General features: G+C 44.9%; 15 protein-coding genes and 1 tRNA gene. 7 read left to right on the top strand and 9 right to left on the bottom strand.

Features of this window, described 5'->3' with window-relative positions; genetic code table 11:
- Positions 1-94: 94 nt before the first annotated feature.
- The 5 genes from recG to gmk form a co-directional block, all read right to left on the bottom strand.
- Complete coding sequence (gene recG / locus Xvie_RS13085; RefSeq protein WP_086109753.1) at positions 95-2,176, bottom strand: ATP-dependent DNA helicase RecG; 2,082 nt, start codon at positions 2,174-2,176, stop codon at positions 95-97.
- A gap of 64 nt (positions 2,177-2,240) precedes the next feature.
- Positions 2,241-2,906, bottom strand: a complete 666-nt coding sequence (trmH, locus tag Xvie_RS13080) for a tRNA (guanosine(18)-2'-O)-methyltransferase TrmH (protein ID WP_086109752.1) — start codon at positions 2,904-2,906, stop codon at positions 2,241-2,243.
- A gap of 5 nt (positions 2,907-2,911) precedes the next feature.
- Complete coding sequence (gene spoT / locus Xvie_RS13075) at positions 2,912-5,026, bottom strand: bifunctional GTP diphosphokinase/guanosine-3',5'-bis pyrophosphate 3'-pyrophosphohydrolase (protein ID WP_086109751.1); 2,115 nt, start codon at positions 5,024-5,026, stop codon at positions 2,912-2,914.
- A gap of 18 nt (positions 5,027-5,044) precedes the next feature.
- On the bottom strand, positions 5,045-5,320 hold the full coding sequence (gene rpoZ, locus Xvie_RS13070; protein ID WP_086109750.1) for a DNA-directed RNA polymerase subunit omega: 276 nt from the start codon (positions 5,318-5,320) through the stop codon (positions 5,045-5,047).
- Positions 5,321-5,374: 54 nt separating this feature from the next.
- Positions 5,375-5,998, bottom strand: a complete 624-nt coding sequence (gene gmk, locus Xvie_RS13065; protein ID WP_086109790.1) for a guanylate kinase — start codon at positions 5,996-5,998, stop codon at positions 5,375-5,377.
- Positions 5,999-6,320: 322 nt separating this feature from the next.
- On the opposite strand from gmk, the gene ligB reads away from it, so the two are divergent.
- The gene (gene ligB, locus Xvie_RS13060) at positions 6,321-8,138 is read left to right on the top strand and encodes an NAD-dependent DNA ligase LigB (protein WP_086109749.1); all 1,818 of its coding nucleotides are present in this window, start codon (positions 6,321-6,323) and stop codon (positions 8,136-8,138) included.
- A 131-nt stretch (positions 8,139-8,269) separates the two neighbouring features.
- Here ligB and Xvie_RS13055 read toward each other — a convergent pair whose 3' ends face one another.
- The gene (locus Xvie_RS13055) at positions 8,270-8,887 is read right to left on the bottom strand and encodes a trimeric intracellular cation channel family protein (protein ID WP_086109748.1); all 618 of its coding nucleotides are present in this window, start codon (positions 8,885-8,887) and stop codon (positions 8,270-8,272) included.
- 135 nt (positions 8,888-9,022) lie between these two features.
- On the opposite strand from Xvie_RS13055, the gene Xvie_RS13050 reads away from it, so the two are divergent.
- Positions 9,023-10,312, top strand: coding sequence for a YidR family protein (locus Xvie_RS13050; RefSeq protein WP_086109747.1), 1,290 nt, complete (start codon positions 9,023-9,025; stop codon positions 10,310-10,312).
- A gap of 108 nt (positions 10,313-10,420) precedes the next feature.
- Here Xvie_RS13050 and Xvie_RS13045 read toward each other — a convergent pair whose 3' ends face one another.
- Positions 10,421-10,813 (bottom strand): YceK/YidQ family lipoprotein, encoded by a 393-nt coding sequence (locus Xvie_RS13045; RefSeq protein ID WP_086109746.1) that lies wholly within the window; start codon positions 10,811-10,813, stop codon positions 10,421-10,423.
- A 458-nt stretch (positions 10,814-11,271) separates the two neighbouring features.
- Between Xvie_RS13045 and Xvie_RS13040 the strand changes: the two genes are divergently transcribed.
- Positions 11,272-12,930 (top strand): putative transporter, encoded by a 1,659-nt coding sequence (locus Xvie_RS13040; protein ID WP_086109745.1) that lies wholly within the window; start codon positions 11,272-11,274, stop codon positions 12,928-12,930.
- A gap of 406 nt (positions 12,931-13,336) precedes the next feature.
- Here the strand turns inward: Xvie_RS13040 and Xvie_RS13035 are convergent, their stop codons facing one another.
- Both Xvie_RS13035 and Xvie_RS13030 read right to left on the bottom strand, forming a co-directional pair.
- Entirely contained in the window at positions 13,337-14,593 is a 1,257-nt protein-coding gene (locus tag Xvie_RS13035) for a valine--pyruvate transaminase (protein ID WP_086109789.1), read from the bottom strand.
- Positions 14,594-14,701: 108 nt separating this feature from the next.
- Positions 14,702-15,253, bottom strand: coding sequence for a DNA-3-methyladenine glycosylase I (locus Xvie_RS13030; RefSeq protein ID WP_208612587.1), 552 nt, complete (start codon positions 15,251-15,253; stop codon positions 14,702-14,704).
- Between the two features lie 207 nt (positions 15,254-15,460).
- On the opposite strand from Xvie_RS13030, the gene glyQ reads away from it, so the two are divergent.
- From glyQ to dppA, 4 genes are all read left to right on the top strand, one after another.
- Positions 15,461-16,399 carry a glycine--tRNA ligase subunit alpha gene (glyQ, locus tag Xvie_RS13025; RefSeq protein WP_086109743.1) on the top strand — a complete coding sequence of 313 codons (939 nt, stop codon included), beginning with the start codon at positions 15,461-15,463 and terminating at the stop codon, positions 16,397-16,399.
- Positions 16,400-16,408: 9 nt separating this feature from the next.
- A complete protein-coding gene (glyS, locus tag Xvie_RS13020) occupies positions 16,409-18,478 on the top strand; it encodes a glycine--tRNA ligase subunit beta (protein ID WP_086109742.1) in 2,070 nt (689 codons plus the stop codon).
- Positions 18,479-18,697: 219 nt separating this feature from the next.
- Positions 18,698-18,774 (top strand) — tRNA-Pro (locus Xvie_RS13015).
- Positions 18,775-19,440: 666 nt separating this feature from the next.
- Entirely contained in the window at positions 19,441-21,051 is a 1,611-nt protein-coding gene (gene dppA / locus Xvie_RS13010) for a dipeptide ABC transporter periplasmic-binding protein DppA (RefSeq protein WP_086109741.1), read from the top strand.
- Positions 21,052-21,118 lie beyond the last annotated feature (67 nt).

Raw genomic sequence — 21,118 nt, 5'->3', positions numbered from 1 at the left:
CTTTTGGCTTGCCTGATATCTTGGCTAAATATGCCGCTGAAATACTCAGCGGCATTTTTTTGTGTTTTGCTGCTTGTTTGTTCCCTATTGGAACTTAAGCATGACTATATTGAGAACGATCCGGCAACCAGCGTTCAATCAGCGCTTTGGCATGTTCAGGATAGTGCTGGTGGATATAGCGGGCTATCCGCTGAACTTCAGGCAGCATACTTTGATCCCGTAATAAATCTGCGATCCTGAATTCTGCATTACCCGTTTGGCGTGTCCCAAGTAATTCACCCGGCCCACGGATCTCCAAATCTTTCTGGGCAATCACAAAACCATCGTTACTGTCCCGTAAAACTTGCAGGCGAATTCTGGCTGTATTGGTCAGAGGGGTTTTATAGAGCAGGACACAATGTGAAGCAATGGCTCCACGCCCGACACGTCCACGAAGCTGGTGCAGCTGGGCCAATCCCAGTCGCTCGGGGTTGTCGATAATCATCAGGCTGGCATTGGGCACATCAACTCCCACTTCGATTACCGTAGTCGCAACCAACAACTGTAGCTCACCCTGCTTGAAAGCCGCCATGACGGCCTGTTTTTCTGCCGGCTTCATCCGCCCATGCACTAAGCCAATCTTCAATTCAGGCAATGCCTGTGCCAATTCTTCACTGGTTGCCTGTGCTGCTTGCGCTTCCAGTACCTCAGAATCTTCGATCAGAGTACATACCCAATAAGCCTGACGGCCTTCATCCAGACAGGCGCTTTTGATTCGTTGGATGATGTCATTGCGGCGGGTATCTGGGATAGCAACGGTTGTTACTGGCGTTCGGCCAGGTGGTAGTTCATCAATGACAGACGTGTCCAGATCAGCATAGGCGGTCATTGCCAATGTGCGTGGAATAGGCGTTGCTGTCATGATCAATTGATGGGGATGGAAGCCTTGTTCGCGCCCCTTTTCCCATAATGCGAGACGTTGATGCACACCGAATCGATGTTGTTCATCAATGATAACCAGTGCCAGTCCCGCAAATTTTACCTGTTCCTGAAACATGGCATGAGTACCGACAACCATATTCACTTGGCCGCTTGCTATCGCCTCTTGTTGTATCTGACGCGCTTTACCTTTCTGTTTGCCTGCCAACCAGCCGACCTGAATGCCGAGCGGTTCAAGCCATTGACGGAAAGTATTGGCATGTTGTTCCGCCAGCAGTTCAGTTGGTGCCATTAATGCCACCTGCTTGCCGTGAACAATAGCGCGAACGGCTGCCAGCGCTGCCACCAATGTTTTCCCCGAACCAACATCCCCTTGTATCAGGCGCATCATGGGGACATTTTTTTCTAAATCATGTTCTATTTCTGCAACGACACGGGCTTGTGCACCTGTTGGTGAGAATGGCAATTGGCTCAGAAGTTGCTGTTTCAGTGAATTATCTGCCGTGAGGGGCTGTGCGTGAAAGCGCTGGGCTCCGGCTCTGACCGCTAACATACTTAAATGATGTGCCAGCATTTCTTCCAGAATCAACCTTTGCTGGGCTGGATGCCTGCCATTCTCCAAATCGATCAGGGAAATATCCGGCGGTGGACGATGCAATGTATGCAGCGCATTGGGCAGGCTGATGATCTTGCGGCTTAACTCTTCCGGCAGTAATTCATTAATGGCACAGGTATCCAATATTTCCAGTGCTTGCTCGATTAACTTTCGCAGCGTTGTTTGGCGCACTCCCTCGGTTGTAGGATAGATAGGCGTTAAGGTTTCTTGCAGTTGAACACTGTTGGCGTATTGCTGGACTTTATATTCAGGATGAATGATCTCTGGCCCCTGAGTGCCGCGACGGATTTCCCCATAGGCAATAACGTGCTTTCCTTCGGCCAGATTATTTTTCATGGCGGCAGTAAAATTGAAGAAACGCAGGGTCAATATGCCAGTGTCATCACTGATTTGGCAGGTCATAATACGCCGACGCCCAAAAGCCACATTCGTGCGTAACACCTTACCTGTTACTGTGGCGTAAATGCCGGGCAGTAATTCATTGATGGTATACAGGCGGGTTTGATCTTCATAGCGGAGAGGCAAATGCAAAAGTAAATCCTGTAGATTGACCAACCCTAATTTGGCGAGTTTAGTAACCTGATTGGTTCCAACACCACGCAGAGTGGTTAAGGGGATGGCATCAAGTAGTTGGCCTTTCATGTGATTTCTCCGTCAGTGTGATTTATTTCCTTGTTGATGGTACAGTTGTTGCTTGCATAGCTGACTACCATGACTCACTTGCGATGATTTGCCCTTGTGCATCTATCGAAGGTCGTTCCAAGCCTTTGCGACGAGAAACGGCGGCCAACACGGGATATCCCCCTTCGAAAAGCAGTTTTTGCTGCTCCTCTTGCGGCAGAGTGCTTTTTTCCCGTTGGTACATGCCCGCCAATTGGCGCTGTCGTTGTGCTTCATACAGGATCAAGGCGGATGCGACAGAAACATTCAATGATTGCACCATACCTGCCATCGGAATGATGATGTCATGATCTGCTAAAGCGATAGCTTGTTTTGAGATACCTTTTTTTTCCTGCCCCATAATGATGCATGTAGGTTTAGTGTAATCAATCTGACGGAAGTCGACGGCCTTATCAGAAAGATGAGTTGCCAGTATTTGCATACCATCAGATTTGAATTGCTGAATAGCTTGTTCAATTGTGGAATGCGTTTCCACCTGAACCCAGCTGTTACTGCCTGCGGCAGAAGAGAGCTGAGTTCTTAATTGCTCGGTAGGCCAGATAGCATGGATTTGGTGGATACCAACGGCATCCGCAGTACGAATAACAGCGGATACGTTATGGGGTTTGTGAACTTCTTCTAAGCAAATCGTCAGATCAGGTTGACGCATTGCCATCATCTGGCAGATACGCGCATAACGTTTAGGGTTCATAACCTTTAGTTTCGGTTACGGCTGACTCGCACCACGTCAGGCATTACACGTATCTTACGCATGATATTTGCCAGTTGGATACGGTCTTTGGTCGTCAGCCTGATGAAAGCACAATAAACGCGGCCATCTTTTTCTTCCGTATTCATGCTTTGAATGCTGGAGTTCGCGTCATTAATGGCAGCAGTCAGATTTGCCAGCGCTCCCTGATGGTTAAACATATCGACTTTGATCTCAGCAATAAAATCGCTATTGATATCTTTATCCCACTCAACAGGCATGAATTTTTCCGGTTCTTTCTGATATCCACGGATATTGCGACAGGACTCGTGGTGGATCACCAAACCTTTTCCCGGGCTGATATGGGAAATAATCGGGTCACCTGGAATTGGGCGACAGCACTTGGCAAAGGTAATCAGAATGCCATCAGCACCCTTAATGGGCAGTTTACGGGCCGTACTACCGTTGTTGTTTGGCGCTTTTTCTGCTGAACCCAGTAATAAATTGCGGGCAACAACTACACTCATGGCATTGCCCAATCCGATTTCCGCCAACAAATCATCCAAAGTGGCAAGTTTCATTCTTGCCAGCTCTTTGTTGATATTGATTTGCGGTATATCGGTTATTTTCGTGCCGTTACCCAGTGCATGATTGAGCAGGCGACGCCCCAAACCAATGGAATCATCCCGTTTTAGATTTTTCAGTAACTGGCGAATTTTGGCTCTTGCCTTAGAACTAACGACAAAGTTCAGCCATGCCGCGTTAGGGCGAGCGCCAGGCGCAGTGATAATTTCGACAGTTTGCCCACTGCTGAGAGTTTGCGAGAGAGGATAGGGCAGACGATCAACGCGTGAGCCAACACAGGCGTGGCCGATATCCGTATGGACGGCATAGGCAAAATCGACAGGAGTTGCCCCAGCCGGTAACTCAACAATTCGTCCTTCAGGAGTAAAAACGTAAATCTCATCCGGGAACAAATCAGATTTAACGCTTTCAATAAATTCAAAAGAGCTGCCGGCACTTTGCTGGAGCTCCAGCAAGCTCTGCATCCAGCGTTGAGCACGAACCTGTGCTGTCGTACCGGATTCCCCTTGTTCTTTATAGGCCCAGTGTGCGGCAACACCCATTTCTGCCATTTGATCCATATCTTCGGTACGGATCTGAACTTCAACGGGCACTCCATGCGGGCCTATAAGGGAAGTGTGCAGGGATTGATAACCGTTGGCTTTGGGAATGGCAATATAATCTTTCACTCTACCGGGGCGTGGCTTGTACAAACTGTGCATTTGCCCCAGTACGCGGTAGCAGGTATCAAGATTATTGACGATGACACGAAAGGCATAAATATCCATGATGGAATGGAAACGCTGCTCTTTCAGGCGCATCTTACGATAGATAGAGTAGAGATGTTTTTCGCGGCCACTGACGGTACATTCAATGCCAGCATCTGTTAATCTGCCTTCAATCTCTGACAGAATTTTTTGGATCATTTCTTTGCGATTACCACGGGCGGCTTTCACAACTTCTTTAATCACGCGGTAACGATTTGGATACAGGGCTTCAAACCCAAGCTCCTCTAGCTCCGTTTTTAGGTGATGAATACCCAAACGGTGGGCCAGCGGACTATAAATTTCCAGCGTTTCTCTGGCAATGCGCCGCCGTTTATCGGGACGCAGGGAGCCAAGAGTTCGCATATTATGTGTACGGTCTGCCAGTTTGATCAAAATGACGCGAATATCCTGCACCATAGCCATGATCATTTTGCGGAAGTTTTCAGCCTGTGCTTCCTTTTTGTCGCGGAAGTTCAGCTTATCCAGTTTGGATACACCTTCCACTAACCCAGCAACGGTCGTGCCAAATAACTGTTCTATATCCTGAAATGTCGCAGGAGTATCTTCAATGACATCGTGCAGAAGTGCCGCCATAAGCGTTTCATGGTCAAGGCGCATTTCGGCCAGAATACAGGAAACGGCGACGGGATGAGTAATGTATGGTTCACCGCTGGAGCGGGTTTGCCCTTCGTGGGCATCCCGCGCAACCACATAGGCCTGTTTAAGTAGATCGATTTGATCTTCAGGCAAATATTTCAGAACCAGCTGATTCAGGCTTTCAAACAGGTACAAGGCAGACCTACCGTAAAATTAACGACGACCTTCAGCGATGGCAGAAACCGCTTTGATTTCTGCAGCTTCTTGTTCTTGCTGTTCCTGACGCTCACGAGTATCAAGAATCTTATTATTGATGAGGCCTTGCTCGATTTCACGCAGAGCGATAACAGTCATCTTATCGTTTTCTTCTGGAACGAGGGGATCTTTGCCACCTGATTGCAATTGGCGTGCTCGGCGAGCAGCGACCAACACCAGGTCAAAACGGTTACCAATTTTTTCTACTGCGTCTTGAACAGTTACGCGTGCCATATGTGTGCTACTCCACAGATAAATAAATGACTGGGCATAATACTGAAACTTGGTTCAGTCTGCCAATAATTTGCTGATTAAGGCATTATGCCGCTGAGTCTGACGATCTAATCGTAGACGCTCTGAACGAATAATAGATTGTAAATCGGCCAGTGCCGTATTGAAATCATCATTGATGATGACGTAATCATATTCGTTGTAATGTTCCATCTCCGCGACAGCCTGAGCCATTCGTTTGGCAATGACTTCTTTGCTGTCCTGACCACGCCCTTGCAAGCGGCGGAGCAACTCTTCCCTGGAGGGAGGAAGGATGAAAATGCTGCGAGCTGCCGGCATTTTCTGGCGGATTTGCTGTGTACCTTGCCAGTCAATATCAAGAAAAACATCAATGCCACTGGCAAGTGTATCTTCGATGACTTTTCGGGATGTACCGTAATAGTTACCAAAAACACAAGCATATTCCAAAAATTCATCATGGCTGATCATATTTTGAAATTCATCCACAGTGACGAAAAAATAATGTTCACCATGGTTTTCGCCTGGACGAGCTTGACGCGTTGTATGTGAAACAGAAACCTGAGTGTCATACAAAGGCTGAGTTTTTAATAAAGCCTGAATAAGGCTTGATTTGCCTGCTCCACTCGGCGCAGAAACAATATATAACGTTCCTTGGTTCATGATGATTACTTGACTGATTGGGTATAAATAGATGCAAGTGCGGGAATATAAAATCCCACGAATATAAAATCCCATATAGTATACACGGATACGTTGATCCATGTAGCGTTACAATACATGCCAATGGACAATTCAACAAAATTTTTTCTTAACAAACGGGTGTTACTGGAAAATTTTGCGAAACAATTTCAGGAAAAATAGTCGGTTGCAGAAATTGCATATTTATTTTTCGAAACGCTCCGCAAACTTAACGTTTCCATCTTGGTAAAAATTCTTCTGCTTTTTATTCTTTGCCCGTGTTTTAGGAACCTACGGAGCAGGGATGCCTAATTTTCTCATCAATTTTTTAATAACAGTATGGATACTGCTATTTGGTATGCCAATGGCATTTGCAAACACAATTAATTGTCCTGAATGCAATTGCCCTGAATGGCCACAAGAAAAATTTCAGCATGAAATTAATTATCTGACACAGCAGGTGGCTAAGTGGGATCGTCTTTATCATCAGCAGGGTATTAGTGAAATAGATGATGAAATCTATGATCAATTACTGGAAACCTTGGGACTTTGGAAAAGTTGCGTAAATCACGAATCAGACAGCGCTTTTATCTCTGTTAGCGCTGTTGCCGGTACATCTGTGATTTCTGCGTTACAGGAAGAGAAACAACGTCATCCTATCCAGCACACGGGATTGAATAAATTGAAAGTGGCGCAGGAAATTCATCAGTGGTTGCAGGGACGTACAGGGGTTTGGCTGCAACCTAAAATTGACGGTGTGGCGGTTACTTTGGTTTATGAAAAAGGTCAATTGGTGCGATTAATCAGCCGTGGTGATGGCATTGAAGGAATAGACTGGATGGATAAAAGTACATTTATTCCCAGTATTCCTAAGCGGATTGAAAATGCGCCTGAACGTTTGGTATTGCAAGGTGAGCTTTTCTGGCAATTGGAGCATCACCGACAGTCCATTTCGGGGAGTCAGGGAGTGCGCAGTAAAGTTGCAGGCTTAATGATTCGCAAAACTCCAGCACCGGAACTTGAACAAGTTGGCATTTTTATTTGGGGCTGGCCGGATGGGCCAAATGAAATGGCTGTGAAACTGGAGAGACTGGCTGTAATGGGGTTTCCCATCACACAACAATATAGTCACCCCATTGCCACTACAGAAGATGCCGAAAAAGGATGGAAAGATTATTTTGTTCAGCCCCTGCCTTTTGCTACGGATGGCGTTGTTTTACGGCAGGAGGTTGAACCGGCAGGCCGACAATGGAGAACTGGGTCAAACAGTTGGGCGATTGCATGGAAATATCCACTGCGGCAGCAAATTACAACCATAAAAGACGTTAATTTTACGATAGGCAGGACAGGGAAAATATCTGTTGTATTAGAGCTGGAGAAAGTAAAGGTAGATGATCGACAGGTGAGTCGAGTCAACATTGGTTCCATCAAGCGCTGGAAACAATGGGATGCTTATCCCGGAGATAAAATCACGGTGGCGTTGGCGGGACATGGTATACCCAAACTCGATAAGGTGATATGGCGTACTGCTGAACGCTCTGATATTCATCCACCCAGTGAGCGTGATTATCATTTCCTGAGTTGCTTGGCACTCGATCATGAAAATAAGGAAAATAATTATCGTTGCCAACAGCAGTTTGTTGCTCGCCTTACATGGCTCGGGGAAAAATTGAAAATGAAAGGAGTCGGGCAAGCAACGTGGTCAGCTTTGGTAAGCCACGGTCTGGTAGCAAATTTAACGGATTGGTTGTATTTGGATAAGAAACAGCTTGAGGTAGTGACCAATATTGGAACTAAACGTGCAGAGTTGATTTTCTCCCAATTTCAACAGGCAAAGTTACGTCCACTTTCACTATGGCGTGAAGCTATTGGTTTGCCCCACGCTAAGCTTCTTGCGGATGAAATGGGATGGCAGTGGGAAACGGTATTATCAGATAAAAAAGCTAAACACTCATTAACAGCAAAACAAAGAGAAAAAATCTTAGCCTTTTTACAGCATCCTGAAATTAAGGCAGTAATTCAGATTTTGTCCTTGCGGGATATTAATGGGGAGCAAGAGATCGAAGAGAAAAGGATGATGGAGAAGGAGATGACAGCGAAAGATATGGCAGAAAAGATATAGTGAAGAAAGAAATGGCTTCAATAGATATAGGTAAGGCTCAGTGAATCGAAGTATCAGTGAATCAAAGTATCAGTGGATGGAGCTATCAGTAAATAGGGGCAAAAAAGCAGCCCCAAATGTTCATGATAGTCTCAGTGGTCTGTGCCATCGTAGTTGAAGATGGGTAAACCAAGACGATAACGAATAGCTATCAATCGTGCAGCCAGACCTGCAACGAGTGTAATCAAGATCGAGATGTTTGAAGGTAATGGCGTATGCAGTAAGGCGATATAGAGCCAAGCGGCTGCAAAAGAGACACCTGCATAAATCTCTTTTTGGAATACCAAGGGAATAGTATTGCAAAACATATCGCGCAGTACGCCGCCAAAGACACCGGTGATTACGGCTGCAATGACTGCGATAATCATGCTGTAGTGCATTTCCATCGCGATTTGTACGCCAAGGATGGAAAAAACAATCAACCCAATTGCATCAAGAATGAGAAACAGGCGGCGCAGATGTTTCATCATGGGAGCAATCCAGATAGTCAATACAGCAGCACAGGCAACGGTCACGATATATTCTGGATTTTTTACCCAGCCGAGGGGATAGTGCCCCAAAATAATGTCACGGACGGTGCCACCACCGATGGCTGTCACGGAAGCAATAATGATAACGCCGAATACATCCATTTTTCGGCGACCTGCAGCTAAAGCGCCTGTCATGGCTTCAGCTGTAATACCAATGATATAGAGGACACTGAGTAGCATAAGTTTAATCAAATGGAATATAACGTAGAAGTAAGAGTACTGTTGAAATAATAACGTCTCGACTGAATTTTTTTAGTTAAATTTGAACAAAATTAGTTTTTATTATCCGAAACCTCGCAATATTAAGGTAGCCAAATGGTTTTTAAGGAACGCCAGATTACATTCGATAGCCGTAGCCATCAGATAACTAATATAAATGTTTGGACACCTGACAGCCAATGGTTGGTATACGATGTTCGTCCTCATGGCGCATCTTTTACAGGTTTAACGATAGAAAAAATTCATGTTGATCACGGGCAAAATGAAGTGATCTACCAGGCAAGGGAGGGAGCGCATGTCGGTGTTGTGACAGTGAGTCAGCAGGAACCGGTTCGTTATGCCTTTATTCATGGCCCCGAAAATCCAGACGCACAGTGGCAATATGATTTTCACCATCGCCGTGGTGTTATCGTCTCTGATAATCAGCCCAACGTGGCAATTAACATTGATGCAATGGATATCACTCCACCTTATACCGTAGGTGCTTTGCGGGGAGGAACACATATTCACGTTTTCAGTCCCGATGGTGACCGTCTAAGTTTTACTTACAATGACCATGTGATGCATGAGTTAGATCCTGCGTTAGATTTACGTAATGTTGCCGTGGCTGTTCCGTTACGAGCTGTGATACCAACAAAGAAACATCCGAGGGAATATGACGGTAGCTATTTTTCGGTTGTTGTCAGCCAGACAACGGTACGCCCACGTTCCGGAAGTGATGACATTAATCGGGCCTATGAAGAAGGGTGGATTGGACAGCGGGGATATCGCAAAGATAATGGTCAATGGCAGCGTTGGGCGCTGGCTTTTATTGGGGACACATGTGCTGGCAATGGCGAAAAAATACCGGAAATTTATCTCGTTGACTTACCTGAAAATGACGATGATTACGCCATTGCGGGCAATCAGCCTTTGGCTGGGACAGAAACAGCATTACCAGCACCGCCTGCGGGAGTGAAACAGAAACGCCTGACTTTTACGCATAATAGACGCTGGCCGGGCGTGGTGAATGTTCCACGCCATTGGCTAAGAACATCACCTGATGGCAGTAAAATCTGTTTTCTGATGAAAGACGAAGGAGGGATTATCCAGCTATGGTATATCTCACCAAATGGTGGTGAGCCAATGCAGGTAACTGACAGCAATAACAGCATACAATCTGCATTCAGCTGGGATAGTCGTGGTCGGTTTATTGCTTGTGTCTGTGACAATAGTGTTGTGCTCTGTGATAGCCAGACAGGGAAAATACAGCGTTTGACAGAGCGTACCGATGTTGCCCCTTCTACGGATGCTATAGTGATATCCCCTGATGATCGTTATGTTGCTTTTATGCGCGATATTGATGGTTACCGACAAATCTTTGTAGTTGAGACAGGAATTAACTGAAAGAGCTATGGCAGAAACGGGCATCAAGGTTTGATGACGATGCCCGAAAAGATTTTGATAATAGGGCGCTGATATAGTTTATACGTTTTTATCCCCCCATAGGGATGATTATAAGAATGGCTGGTGCTTATAGTGAAGTGAAGATGAATGAAATTGTGCATCATGGTCTACATTTTCTGCTGTAGATTGTATGACAATTGGATCTTTATTTAGCTGCTCTATGCGATATTTAGGAGATTGCTCTGAGCTATTTTGATCGGAACGGGAATAATCGTAAGGAAGCAGAAGTGTGTCCAAGAAAGTAGAAAGAGGGAGGTCGACTGCAAGTAAAGGTTTCATAAACCACCCCGTTTTGTCATCTTTCAGCATACCAATATTGGCTTTTGCTCCAGAATAATAGCCTTGATAGGGGCCGCTGTGTGTCATGATGCTGGAGCAGCCTGTAACAAGTAACCAGCCTATTGTGGTACATAGTAATAGAAACACTTTACAATTTTTCATCGTTTCCATGATCTCAATGAGTTAAGTTGCAATGTCCAGATACTTTATTCACTATTTAACACTACTTTTCCAAAGCAGGACGGGTATAACGCTTTAAAATTGTTTACCCTTAATATTGTTTACTATAGTCAGGTAATATTCAGTTTGCTATAGCACTTATCGTTAAATTTAATAATTTTTTGTGATGTGAATTTAAATCCCTTTTTAAATGTTCTTATTACGAAGGGAGAGTATGTAGAGAGAAAAAACATATAAAAAATAAAAATCTATCCTGAATAAAACCCGTTATATAAAAATGTGTAAAGCATGTGATATGTGGTTTAAGACACATAACTGACTGTTAATTCATGCCAATATTTAATTGATGGTACTACCGATGGTACTGCCATCGTTTTAGGGTTCATGAGGGAAAATGACTCATTTTCCGGATGGCTAACCTTTGATAAAGGAAGCGGGTCATGAGTGATATTGCACTGACAATGAGCTTGCTGGCACTGTCTGCCGCATTAGGGTTGTGGATAGGCAATTGGCGTATACAGGGTATTGGTCTTGGGATTGGCGGTGTTTTGTTTGGCGGGATTATTGTTGGTCATTTTGCCCAGATGTATTCTCTATCTCTCAGTGATGACATGCTGCATTTTATTCAGGAATTCGGCTTAATTCTGTTTGTTTATACTATTGGCATCCAAGTTGGGCCGGGATTTTTTTCTTCTTTGCGGGTTTCTGGCCTTAAATTAAATGGTTTTGCTGTCCTGATTGTCATTATTGGTGGTTTAGTTGCTGCCCTTATTCATAAATTATTTGATGTTCCTTTACCCATTATTTTAGGTATTTTTTCTGGTGCAGTGACAAATACACCATCGTTAGGCGCTGGACAGCAGATTCTGACAGATTTGGGCTCTGAATCTTCACTTGTCAGTCAAATGGGCATGGGATATGCAATGGCCTACCCCATGGGAATTTGCGGTATTTTGCTGGTCATGTGGCTGATACGCCTTTTTTTCAGAGTGAGCATTGAACAGGAGGCCAAATCGTTTGATAACCAAAACAATCAAAGCCGAGAAATACTCCAGACCATGAATATCGCTGTTCGTAATCCAAACTTGCATGGATTAATGATGCGGGATATTCCCTTGCTCAGTAGTGATGAATTGGTATGTTCCCGCCTGAAACGGGAAGGCTTATTGATGGTTCCCCAGCCAACAACAGTGATTCAGAATGGTGATCTTCTTTATCTGGTCGGGCAGCGGGAAGCGCTGAATCAGGTTAGGTTAGTTATTGGGGAAGAGGTTGATGCCTCGCTGTCTACTTCCAGCGGGATTCTTCAGTCGATCAGGGTTGTGGTGACGAACGATGAGGTACTGAGCCAGAGGCTTGGGGCACTCAATTTAAAACAGAAATATGACGTTGTCGTCACACGTCTCAACCGTGCAGGAATTGAATTGGTTGCCAACAATAATGTGAGTTTGCAGTTTGGCGATATCTTGAATATTGTCGGTCGACCTGAAGCCGTAGAGGCTGTCACAAAGCTTTTGGGAAATTCACAGCAAAAACTTCAGCAAGTTCAGATGTTGCCTGTTTTCATTGGGATAGGGTTAGGAGTTTTATTGGGTTCGATCCCTCTATTTATTCCTGGTTTTCCGGCTGCGTTACGCTTGGGATTGGCTGGGGGGCCTCTAGTTATTGCGTTAATTTTGGGACGGATTGGCACTATCGGCAAACTTTATTGGTTTATGCCTCCCAGTGCGAATCTTGCATTACGTGAACTGGGGATTGTTATGTTTCTTGCTGTTGTTGGGCTGAAATCTGGTGGCAATTTCATTAATACGCTGGTGCATGGGGAAGGACTGGCATGGATTGGTTATGGGGCATTGATAACGATAGTTCCCTTGCTGATTGTGAGCCTGCTGGCACGCTTTGTTGTAAAAATGAATTATCTCAGCTTATGTGGAGTTTTGGCGGGTGCCATGACAGATCCTCCCGCCCTGGCTTTTGCTAATGCGATTCATAGCTCCAGTGGGGCAGCGGCGTTGTCATATGCAACAGTTTATCCATTGGCGATGTTTTTGAGGATTATGTCTCCCCAAATTTTGGCTGTTATTTTCTGGGCTTTATGACTTAGATCAATGCGAACTACTTAAGTATAACTCTCTGATTCATTAAATGTGCTTTAGATCACAGAATACTGTGCAATTGCCTTGATTTGACCTTAATTTGAGATAGTAGAGGCAATTTAAAGTCAAAAACTCCTGCTTATTCAATCCATTATAATGTGACTTTTCTGGTTAAATATACGCAGTTCAGGGAAGGTGTAAAAACAAGGATTGTTTTCCTTTCCTATTGTGTGTGTGAAGAATTCTTTTTGGATTCTAATAACTACTGTCCTGTTCTCAGGTAAAAGTCCTCGTTATCATCTTGCTCCCTCCCCCCTAAATGAGGGAGCTTTTTTTTATTTTATTGGTGACAATTTTATTGAAAATCGTCTTAATTGAGGTGGTCTTTCAGGGCTGTTTACGCTGTGGATCAGCGCCCTTCTTCTCTATGCGCTATCTCAATCTCTTCAGATAAAATACGAATGCCTTCTTCGATCTTTTCAATGTCAGGGACATAGTTCATTCGCATACATTGATGGGCATGAGGCCAATTATGTTCCAGGCCTGGGAAGAAGAAATGCCCTGGCACCATCAGCACGTTCCGTTTTTTCAACCGCTGATAAAGCACTTCTGTCGTGATTGGTAAGTTCTTGAACCAGAGCCAGAGGAATATGGCACCTTCCGGTTTATGGATAAGACAGCGATCTTCTGATATGTGGCGACGAATGATTTCAATCACATTATCGACCCGCTGTTTATAAAATGGTTGAATGACGTTTTGTGACAGGCGAAACAGGTCGTTGCGTCTGATCATTTCCAGAGCGATAGCTGGCCCAACTCCGCCGGGGGACAGGCTGATGATGCCATTCATGTTACTGACAGCACTAATGATTTTTTCATTAGCGATGATGATCCCGCAGCGGGAACCCGGCAGACCCAGTTTGGACAGACTCATACACAGAATAATATTGGGATTCCACAGCGGGGTCGCTTCGCTAAAGACAATGCCGGGAAATGGCACACCGTAGGCATTGTCGATCAATAAGGGGATTTGATGTTGTTGAGCCAGACCATCCAAGCGCAGTAATTCTTCGTCGGTAATAACGTTGCCTGTTGGATTGGTAGGGCGAGAGACGCAAATCAGGTTGATATCTTCGGTAATATTCAGGTGATCGAAATCGACGCGATATTTGAATTGGCCGTTGGGCAGTAATTCAATATTCGGTTTATTGGCAACAAATAACCCTTCATCTAAACCTGAATCCGAATAACCAATATATTCCGGAGCCAGGGGAAACAGAACACGTTTCATAGAGCCGTCTTCGGCACGACCAGCCAGTAAGTTAAATAGGTAGAAAAAGGCACTTTGGCTACCATTGGTCAGGGCGATGTTTTGTGGGTGGATTTCCCAGCCGAGCTTTTCCTGTAACTCATGGGCCAATGCCGCTATCAAGGTGTTTTTCCCTTGTGGCCCATCATAGTTGCATAGGGTTTCACTTAATTGACCGTCTAACGCCATGTCAGTCAATATCTGCTGGAAATATTCATCCATCTCTGGGATATGTGCGGGATTGCCACCACCTAACATAATCGCGCCAGGCGTTCTCAGACCTTGGTTGAGATCAGTCATCAGGCGGGTAATTCCTGAATCTTGTGTAAATTTGTTTCCGAATTGCGAAAATTTCATAGTGGCGTTTGCGTCTGTTTTTGTATGAGAAAAAGACACCATACCCCGCTCATTAATGGGGTGCAATGGGGTAAAAGAGGTATTCTGCGTTTTTTAGATACAGGCAATTTATTTTCGGCATAAACAATTTACTAGGTGATCGTTTACCAAACCTGCTGCTTGCATAAAAGCATAGCAAGTGGTGCTGCCAATAAATTTAAACCCGCGTTTTTTCAGCGCCTTTGAAAGTGCATCAGAATTTTCTGTTTTGACAGGAACTTCTGACAAGTTTTGCCAATGGTTAATCTGTGGGGAATCATTAATGAAAGACCAGATAAAAGAGCTGAAATCTTCACCTTGTTCAGCCATTTTCAGGTAAGCGCGGGCGTTGTGAATAATTGCATTGATTTTGGCTTGATGACGCACGATGGTAGGTTCTTTTAGCAGTCGCTCAACGTCCATTTCATCCATTTTGGCGATTTTGACAGGATCAAATTGATGGAAGCACTTTCTATAGCCTTCCCGTTTTTTCAGAATCGTTAACCATGATAAACCCGCTTGTTGCCCTTCCAGACAAATCAGCTCGAAAAGTTGTAGGCTATCTCTCAATGGGGTTCCCCATTCGTTGTCGTGATAGGCCAGATAATCAGGATCGGATGTTACCCAACCGCAGCGAGTTATTTCCTTGATCATAAATCAAATTTCACCTTAGACAGTGGTTAATAAACATACCAATAATAACTGTATAAACATACAAGTAAAGGGAGTCGAATAAGATTTTTTTATACTGCGGCAAAATTGAGAGGTGATCAGTGCTGTATATCTTACATTCAAAGGGTATACTGACCGCTTTCTTTTAAATTCATATGTATCGCGTGCGGATTCAACATGCAAAAGTTTGATACCAAAACCTTTCAGGGAATCATCCTGACACTACAGGACTATTGGGCGCGTCAAGGCTGCACCATTGTCCAACCACTGGATATGGAAGTCGGCGCAGGAACCTCTCATCCTATAACCTGTCTGCGTGCCTTGGGGCCAGAGCCTATTGCAGCAGCTTATGTGCAACCTTCCCGTCGCCCGACTGACGGTCGTTACGGCGAAAACCCAAACCGCCTCCAGCATTACTATCAATTTCAGGTGATCATCAAACCATCTCCAGATAACATTCAGGAACTTTATCTTGGTTCCTTGAAAGCGTTAGGGCTTGATCCGACTGTTCACGATATCCGCTTTGTTGAAGATAACTGGGAAAACCCAACCTTGGGCGCCTGGGGACTGGGTTGGGAAGTCTGGCTGAATGGTATGGAAGTGACTCAGTTCACTTACTTCCAGCAAGTCGGTGGCCTTGAATGTAAACCAGTGACTGGCGAGATCACTTACGGTCTGGAACGTCTGGCCATGTATATTCAAGGTGTGGACAGCATTTACGATCTGGTATGGAGTGATGGCCCGTTGGGTAAAACCACCTATGGTGACATTTACCATCAGAATGAAGTTGAGCAATCGACTTATAACTTTGAGCACGCCGATGTTGATTTCCTGTTTACCTGCTTCGAGCAATACGAAAAAGAAGCACAGGAACTACTGGCGCTGGAAACTCCGCTGCCATTGCCAGCCTATGAGCGTATTTTAAAAGCAGGTCATACCTTCAATTTGCTGGATGCTCGCAAAGCCATTTCTGTGACTGAACGTCAGCGCTATATCCTGCGCATTCGCACCCTGACCAAATCGGTTGCTGAAGCTTATTATGCCTCCCGAGAGGCGCTCGGCTTCCCTATGTGTAATAAGACAATGTCTAACAAGACCGTGTGTAACAAGAACTGAGAGGCCGTCATGACTCAACAGACTTTCCTTGTGGAAATCGGCACAGAAGAGCTGCCACCAAAGGCGCTGCGTTCACTGGCTGAATCCTTTGCGGCCAATTTTGAAACAGAACTGAACAACGCCAATCTGGGTCATGGTGAGGTTAGCTGGTTTGCTGCTCCTCGCCGTTTGGCGCTGAAAATAGTAAATCTGGCGGCAGCACAGGCTGATTGTGAAGTTGAAAAACGTGGCCCTGCGATTGCTCAGGCGTTCGACGCAGAGGGTAAACCAACCAAAGCTGCCGAAGGTTGGGCGCGTGGTTGTGGTATCACCGTTGATCAGGCTGAACGCATGGTAACGGACAAAGGGGAATGGCTGCTCTACCGTGCTCAGGTCAAAGGTCGTGAAGCGAAAGAATTGCTGGCGGGTATGGTGGGCAGTTCTCTGAGTAAATTGCCAATCCCTAAACTGATGCGTTGGGGTGATAAAGAAACCCAATTTGTTCGTCCGGTACATACGGTCACGATGCTGCTGGGCAGCGAAGTGATTAACGGCGAAATTCTGGGGATTAAATCAGATCGCATTATTCGTGGTCACCGCTTTATGGGTGAGGCGGAATTTACCATTGAGAACGCAGAACAGTATCCGGCGATTTTGCACGAGCGTGGTCGCGTTATCGCAGATTACGAAGTACGTAAAGCGATGATCAAGCGTGACGCTGAACAGGCTGCCATGCAGCTGGGTGGTGTAGCTGATTTGAGTGACAGCCTATTGGAAGAAGTGACTTCTCTGGTGGAATGGCCGGTTGTACTGACTGCGAAATTCGAAGAAAAATTCTTGGAAGTTCCTGCTGAAGCATTGGTTTACACCATGAAAGGCGACCAGAAATATTTTCCGGTTTACGACAAAGCCGGCAAATTGATGGCAAACTTTATTTTTGTCACCAATATTGAATCTTCTGACCCTCAGCAAATCATTTCCGGTAACGAAAAAGTTGTTCGCCCGCGTCTGGCGGATGCAGAATTCTTCTTCAAAACTGACCGTAAACAGCGTCTGGAAGACAACCTGCCTCGTTTGGAAACCGTACTGTTCCAGAAACAGTTGGGAACACTGCGTGACAAAACGGATCGCATTCAGGCTCTGGCTGGCTGGATTGCGGAAAAAATTGGTGCAGATGTAAATCATGCGACTCGTGCCGGTTTATTGTCCAAATGTGACCTGATGACCAACATGGTATTTGAGTTCACCGATACGCAGGGCGTGATGGGGATGCACTATGCCCGTCATGATGGCGAAGCTGAGGATGTGGCACTGGCACTGAACGAGCAGTATCAGCCCCGTTTCTCTGGTGATGAATTGCCATCAACGGGAGTTTCCTGTGCCGTAGCCATTGCCGATAAAATGGATACTTTGGCGGGGATCTTCGGTATCGGTCAGCATCCGAAAGGGGATAAAGACCCGTTTGCGTTGCGTCGTGCGGCACTGGGTGTTCTGCGCATTATCGTGGAGAAAAAACTGCCCCTCGACCTCCAGACTTTGGCAGAAGAAGCTGTGCGTTTGTATGGTGACAAGCTGACCAATGAAAAAGTTGTGGATGATGTGGTTGAGTTTATGCTTGGTCGTTTCCGCACTTGGTATCAGGAACTGGGTTACAGTGTCGATACCATTCAGGCAGTACTGGCGCGTCGTCCGACCCAACCCGCAGACTTTGATGCCCGCATGAAAGCCGTGACGCATTTCCGCACTCTGGATGAAGCGGTTTCTCTGGCAGCGGCCAATAAGCGGGTTTCCAACATTCTGGCGAAATCAGAAGAACAGTTGAATGACACTGTTCTGGCTTCTGCATTGAAAGCGGCAGAAGAGATCCAACTGGCGACCCACCTTGTCGTGCTGAAAGAAAAACTGGCTCCTCTGTTTGCCGAAGGCAACTATCAGGATGCATTGGTTGAATTGGCTTCCCTGCGTGAAGTAGTGGATGCGTTCTTCGACAATGTGATGGTCATGGATGAAGACAGGCAAGTCAGGATCAATCGTTTGACATTGTTAAGTGAACTGCGTGAGCTATTCTTGCGTGTCGCGGATATTTCACTGCTCCAGTAATTTCTGATTTATTGGTTTAGTATAAGCTGGTTTAAGTTTGCAAAGCCTTACCTTTTCGGGTGAGGCTTTTTATTGTCTGTAATATTATTGTCTGTAATATTTTTATAGCCTGTAATATATGCAATGACGCCATTTTGGATGGTTTATCGTCAAATAATCACTTATCTTTAAAAAGGTATTGACGGTTTGTGGCTCTGGCAGTAAGATGCGCTTCGTTTTCGGCGAGTAGCGCAGCTTGGTAGCGCAACTGGTTTGGGACCAGTGGGTCGGAGGTTCGAATCCTCTCTCGCCGACCAGCATTCTGAAACCCCGCTCACTAGAGCGGGGTTTTTTCTTATATCCAAAATAAAGATCCTTCAAATTTTTTCTGCATATCACGCCTTTCCTGCATATCAATCAGCTTCGTAACACCATATCGTAACACCATATCGTAACACCATATCGTAACACCATATCGTAACACCATATCGTAACACCATATCGTAACACCATAAATTCTGTGTTAATAAACCAAATTAATAGTAAAAACCGTTAATTTAACAAACAACATGATGAATTTCGCTCTAACAGTTTATATTTTGATCATTTCTCTTGAGTGAATCATCTTCGTATCCTATATATTCCCGCCTTTTCGATAAGCTGAATTGCTCATCATTTACGTAATTGGTCACAAATTCAAAATTATAATCACCAGCGATTAATTCTTTTTATTGGGTTAATTTCCAGTGTATTTGTCTGTTTTTTGTGCATCTCGTCATGTTTTTTAACCATCTTTGTTAATAATTTTTTTCTTTTATGTTTTTCTTATGTTTCGGTTGTTATGTGTGATTATGTTGACGTCCGGCATAACAATTGATTAATTGATAAACGAAAAATAATAAACAAGCTGGGACAGTGGCATTTAGGAAGAAACCCCTGGGCTGGCTAAGATACAAATAAACATCACAAACGGGGTTAACGTAATGACAATCTCCAAGAAAAAACTGTCCGGTTTGTTAAAACTGGGTGTCGGTCTTGTTGCATTGGCTGTAACAGCCGGTATTCAGGCAAAAACACTGGTTTACTGCTCTGAAGGTTCTCCTGAAGGCTTTAACCCACAGCTATTCACCTCTGGCACAACTTATGATGTAACTTCCAGACAAATTTACAACCGTTTGGTGGATTTTAAAGCAGGTTCAACCAGTATCATTCCAAGTCTGGCCGAAAGCTGGGATGTGAGTGACGATGGTAAGGTTTACACCTTCCATTTACGCAAAGGTGTGAAGTGGCAGAGTGATAAGGAATTTAAACCTACCCGTGATTTTAATGCTGATGATGTGATTTTTACTTTTATGCGTCAGAAAGATAAAAATCATCCATACCATCAGGTTTCGGGCGGCAGCTACGAATATTTCATTGGTATGGATATGGGCAATATCATCAACAAAATAGAAAAAGTCGATGATTATACCGTTCGTTTTGTGTTGTCACGTCCTGAGGCACCTTTCATTGCTAATCTAGCGATGGATTTTGCTTCGATTTTGTCTAAGGAATATGCGGATGTGATGATGAAAGCAGGAACTCCGCAGAAAGTTGATCTGAATCCCGTTGGAACAGGCCCATTTCAGCTAGTGCAATACCAAAAAGACTCCCGGATTCTCTATAAGGCATTTAAGGATTATTGGGAAGGGCCAGCGAAAATTGACCGCTTAGTATTTTCTATTACCCCTGATGCTTCTGTCCGCTATGCAAAATTGCAGAAAAATGAATGTCAGATTATGCCATATCCAAACCCTGCGGACATATCCCGCATGAAGCAGGATAAAAACATTGTTTTGATGGAACAGGCTGGTTTGAACGTGGGTTACCTTTCTTTCAATGTTACCAAGAAGCCACTGGATAACGTGAAAGTGCGTCAGGCACTGACAATGGCAGTAAACAAAGACGCCATCATTGAGGCTGTGTATCAGAGCGCAGGACAGAAAGCGAAAAACCTAATCCCTCCTACGATGTGGAGTTATAACAAAGATATTAAAGATTACACCTATGATCCCGCCAAGGCCAAAGAGTTGTTGAAGGAAGCGGGTTTCCCTAATGGTTTTGAAACCGATCTTTGGGCTATGCCATTGCAGCGTCCGTATAATCCGAACGCCCGCCGCATGGCGGAAATCATTCAGGCCGACTGGGCGAAAATTGGCGTTAAGGCCAAGATTGTCAGTTATGAATGGGGTGAATACCTGAAACGAGCCAAAGATGGTGAACCGAAAACGGTCATGATGGGCTGGACAGGGGACAATGGTGATCCTGATAACTTCCTAGGTACTTTGTTTAGCTGTGCCGCTAAAGAAAAGGGTTCCAACTACTCCAAATGGTGTTACAAGCCATTTGAGGACATTATCCAGCCAGCGCGTGAAACTGCTGATATCAACAAGCGTGCAGAGCTTTATAAACAGGCGCAGGTTGTAATGCATGAACAAGTACCCGCATTGATCATTGCTCACTCCACGGTTTATGAGCCTATCCGTAAAGAAGTGAAAGGGTATTTGGTTGATCCACTTGGTAGACACTTTTTCTACAACGTTGATCTCAAATAATTCTTGCTGCTTGGCTGTTGTGATTAACCATCCCCCAGATCTTTCTGTGGGGATGGTTTCGCTTCTC

Origin of the sequence: Xenorhabdus vietnamensis, from assembly GCF_002127535.1 — a bacterium.
GTDB lineage: Bacteria > Pseudomonadota > Gammaproteobacteria > Enterobacterales > Enterobacteriaceae > Xenorhabdus > Xenorhabdus vietnamensis.
The sequence above is the reverse complement of the archived record's forward strand: the minus strand, read 5'-3'. Positions and strand labels throughout refer to the sequence as shown.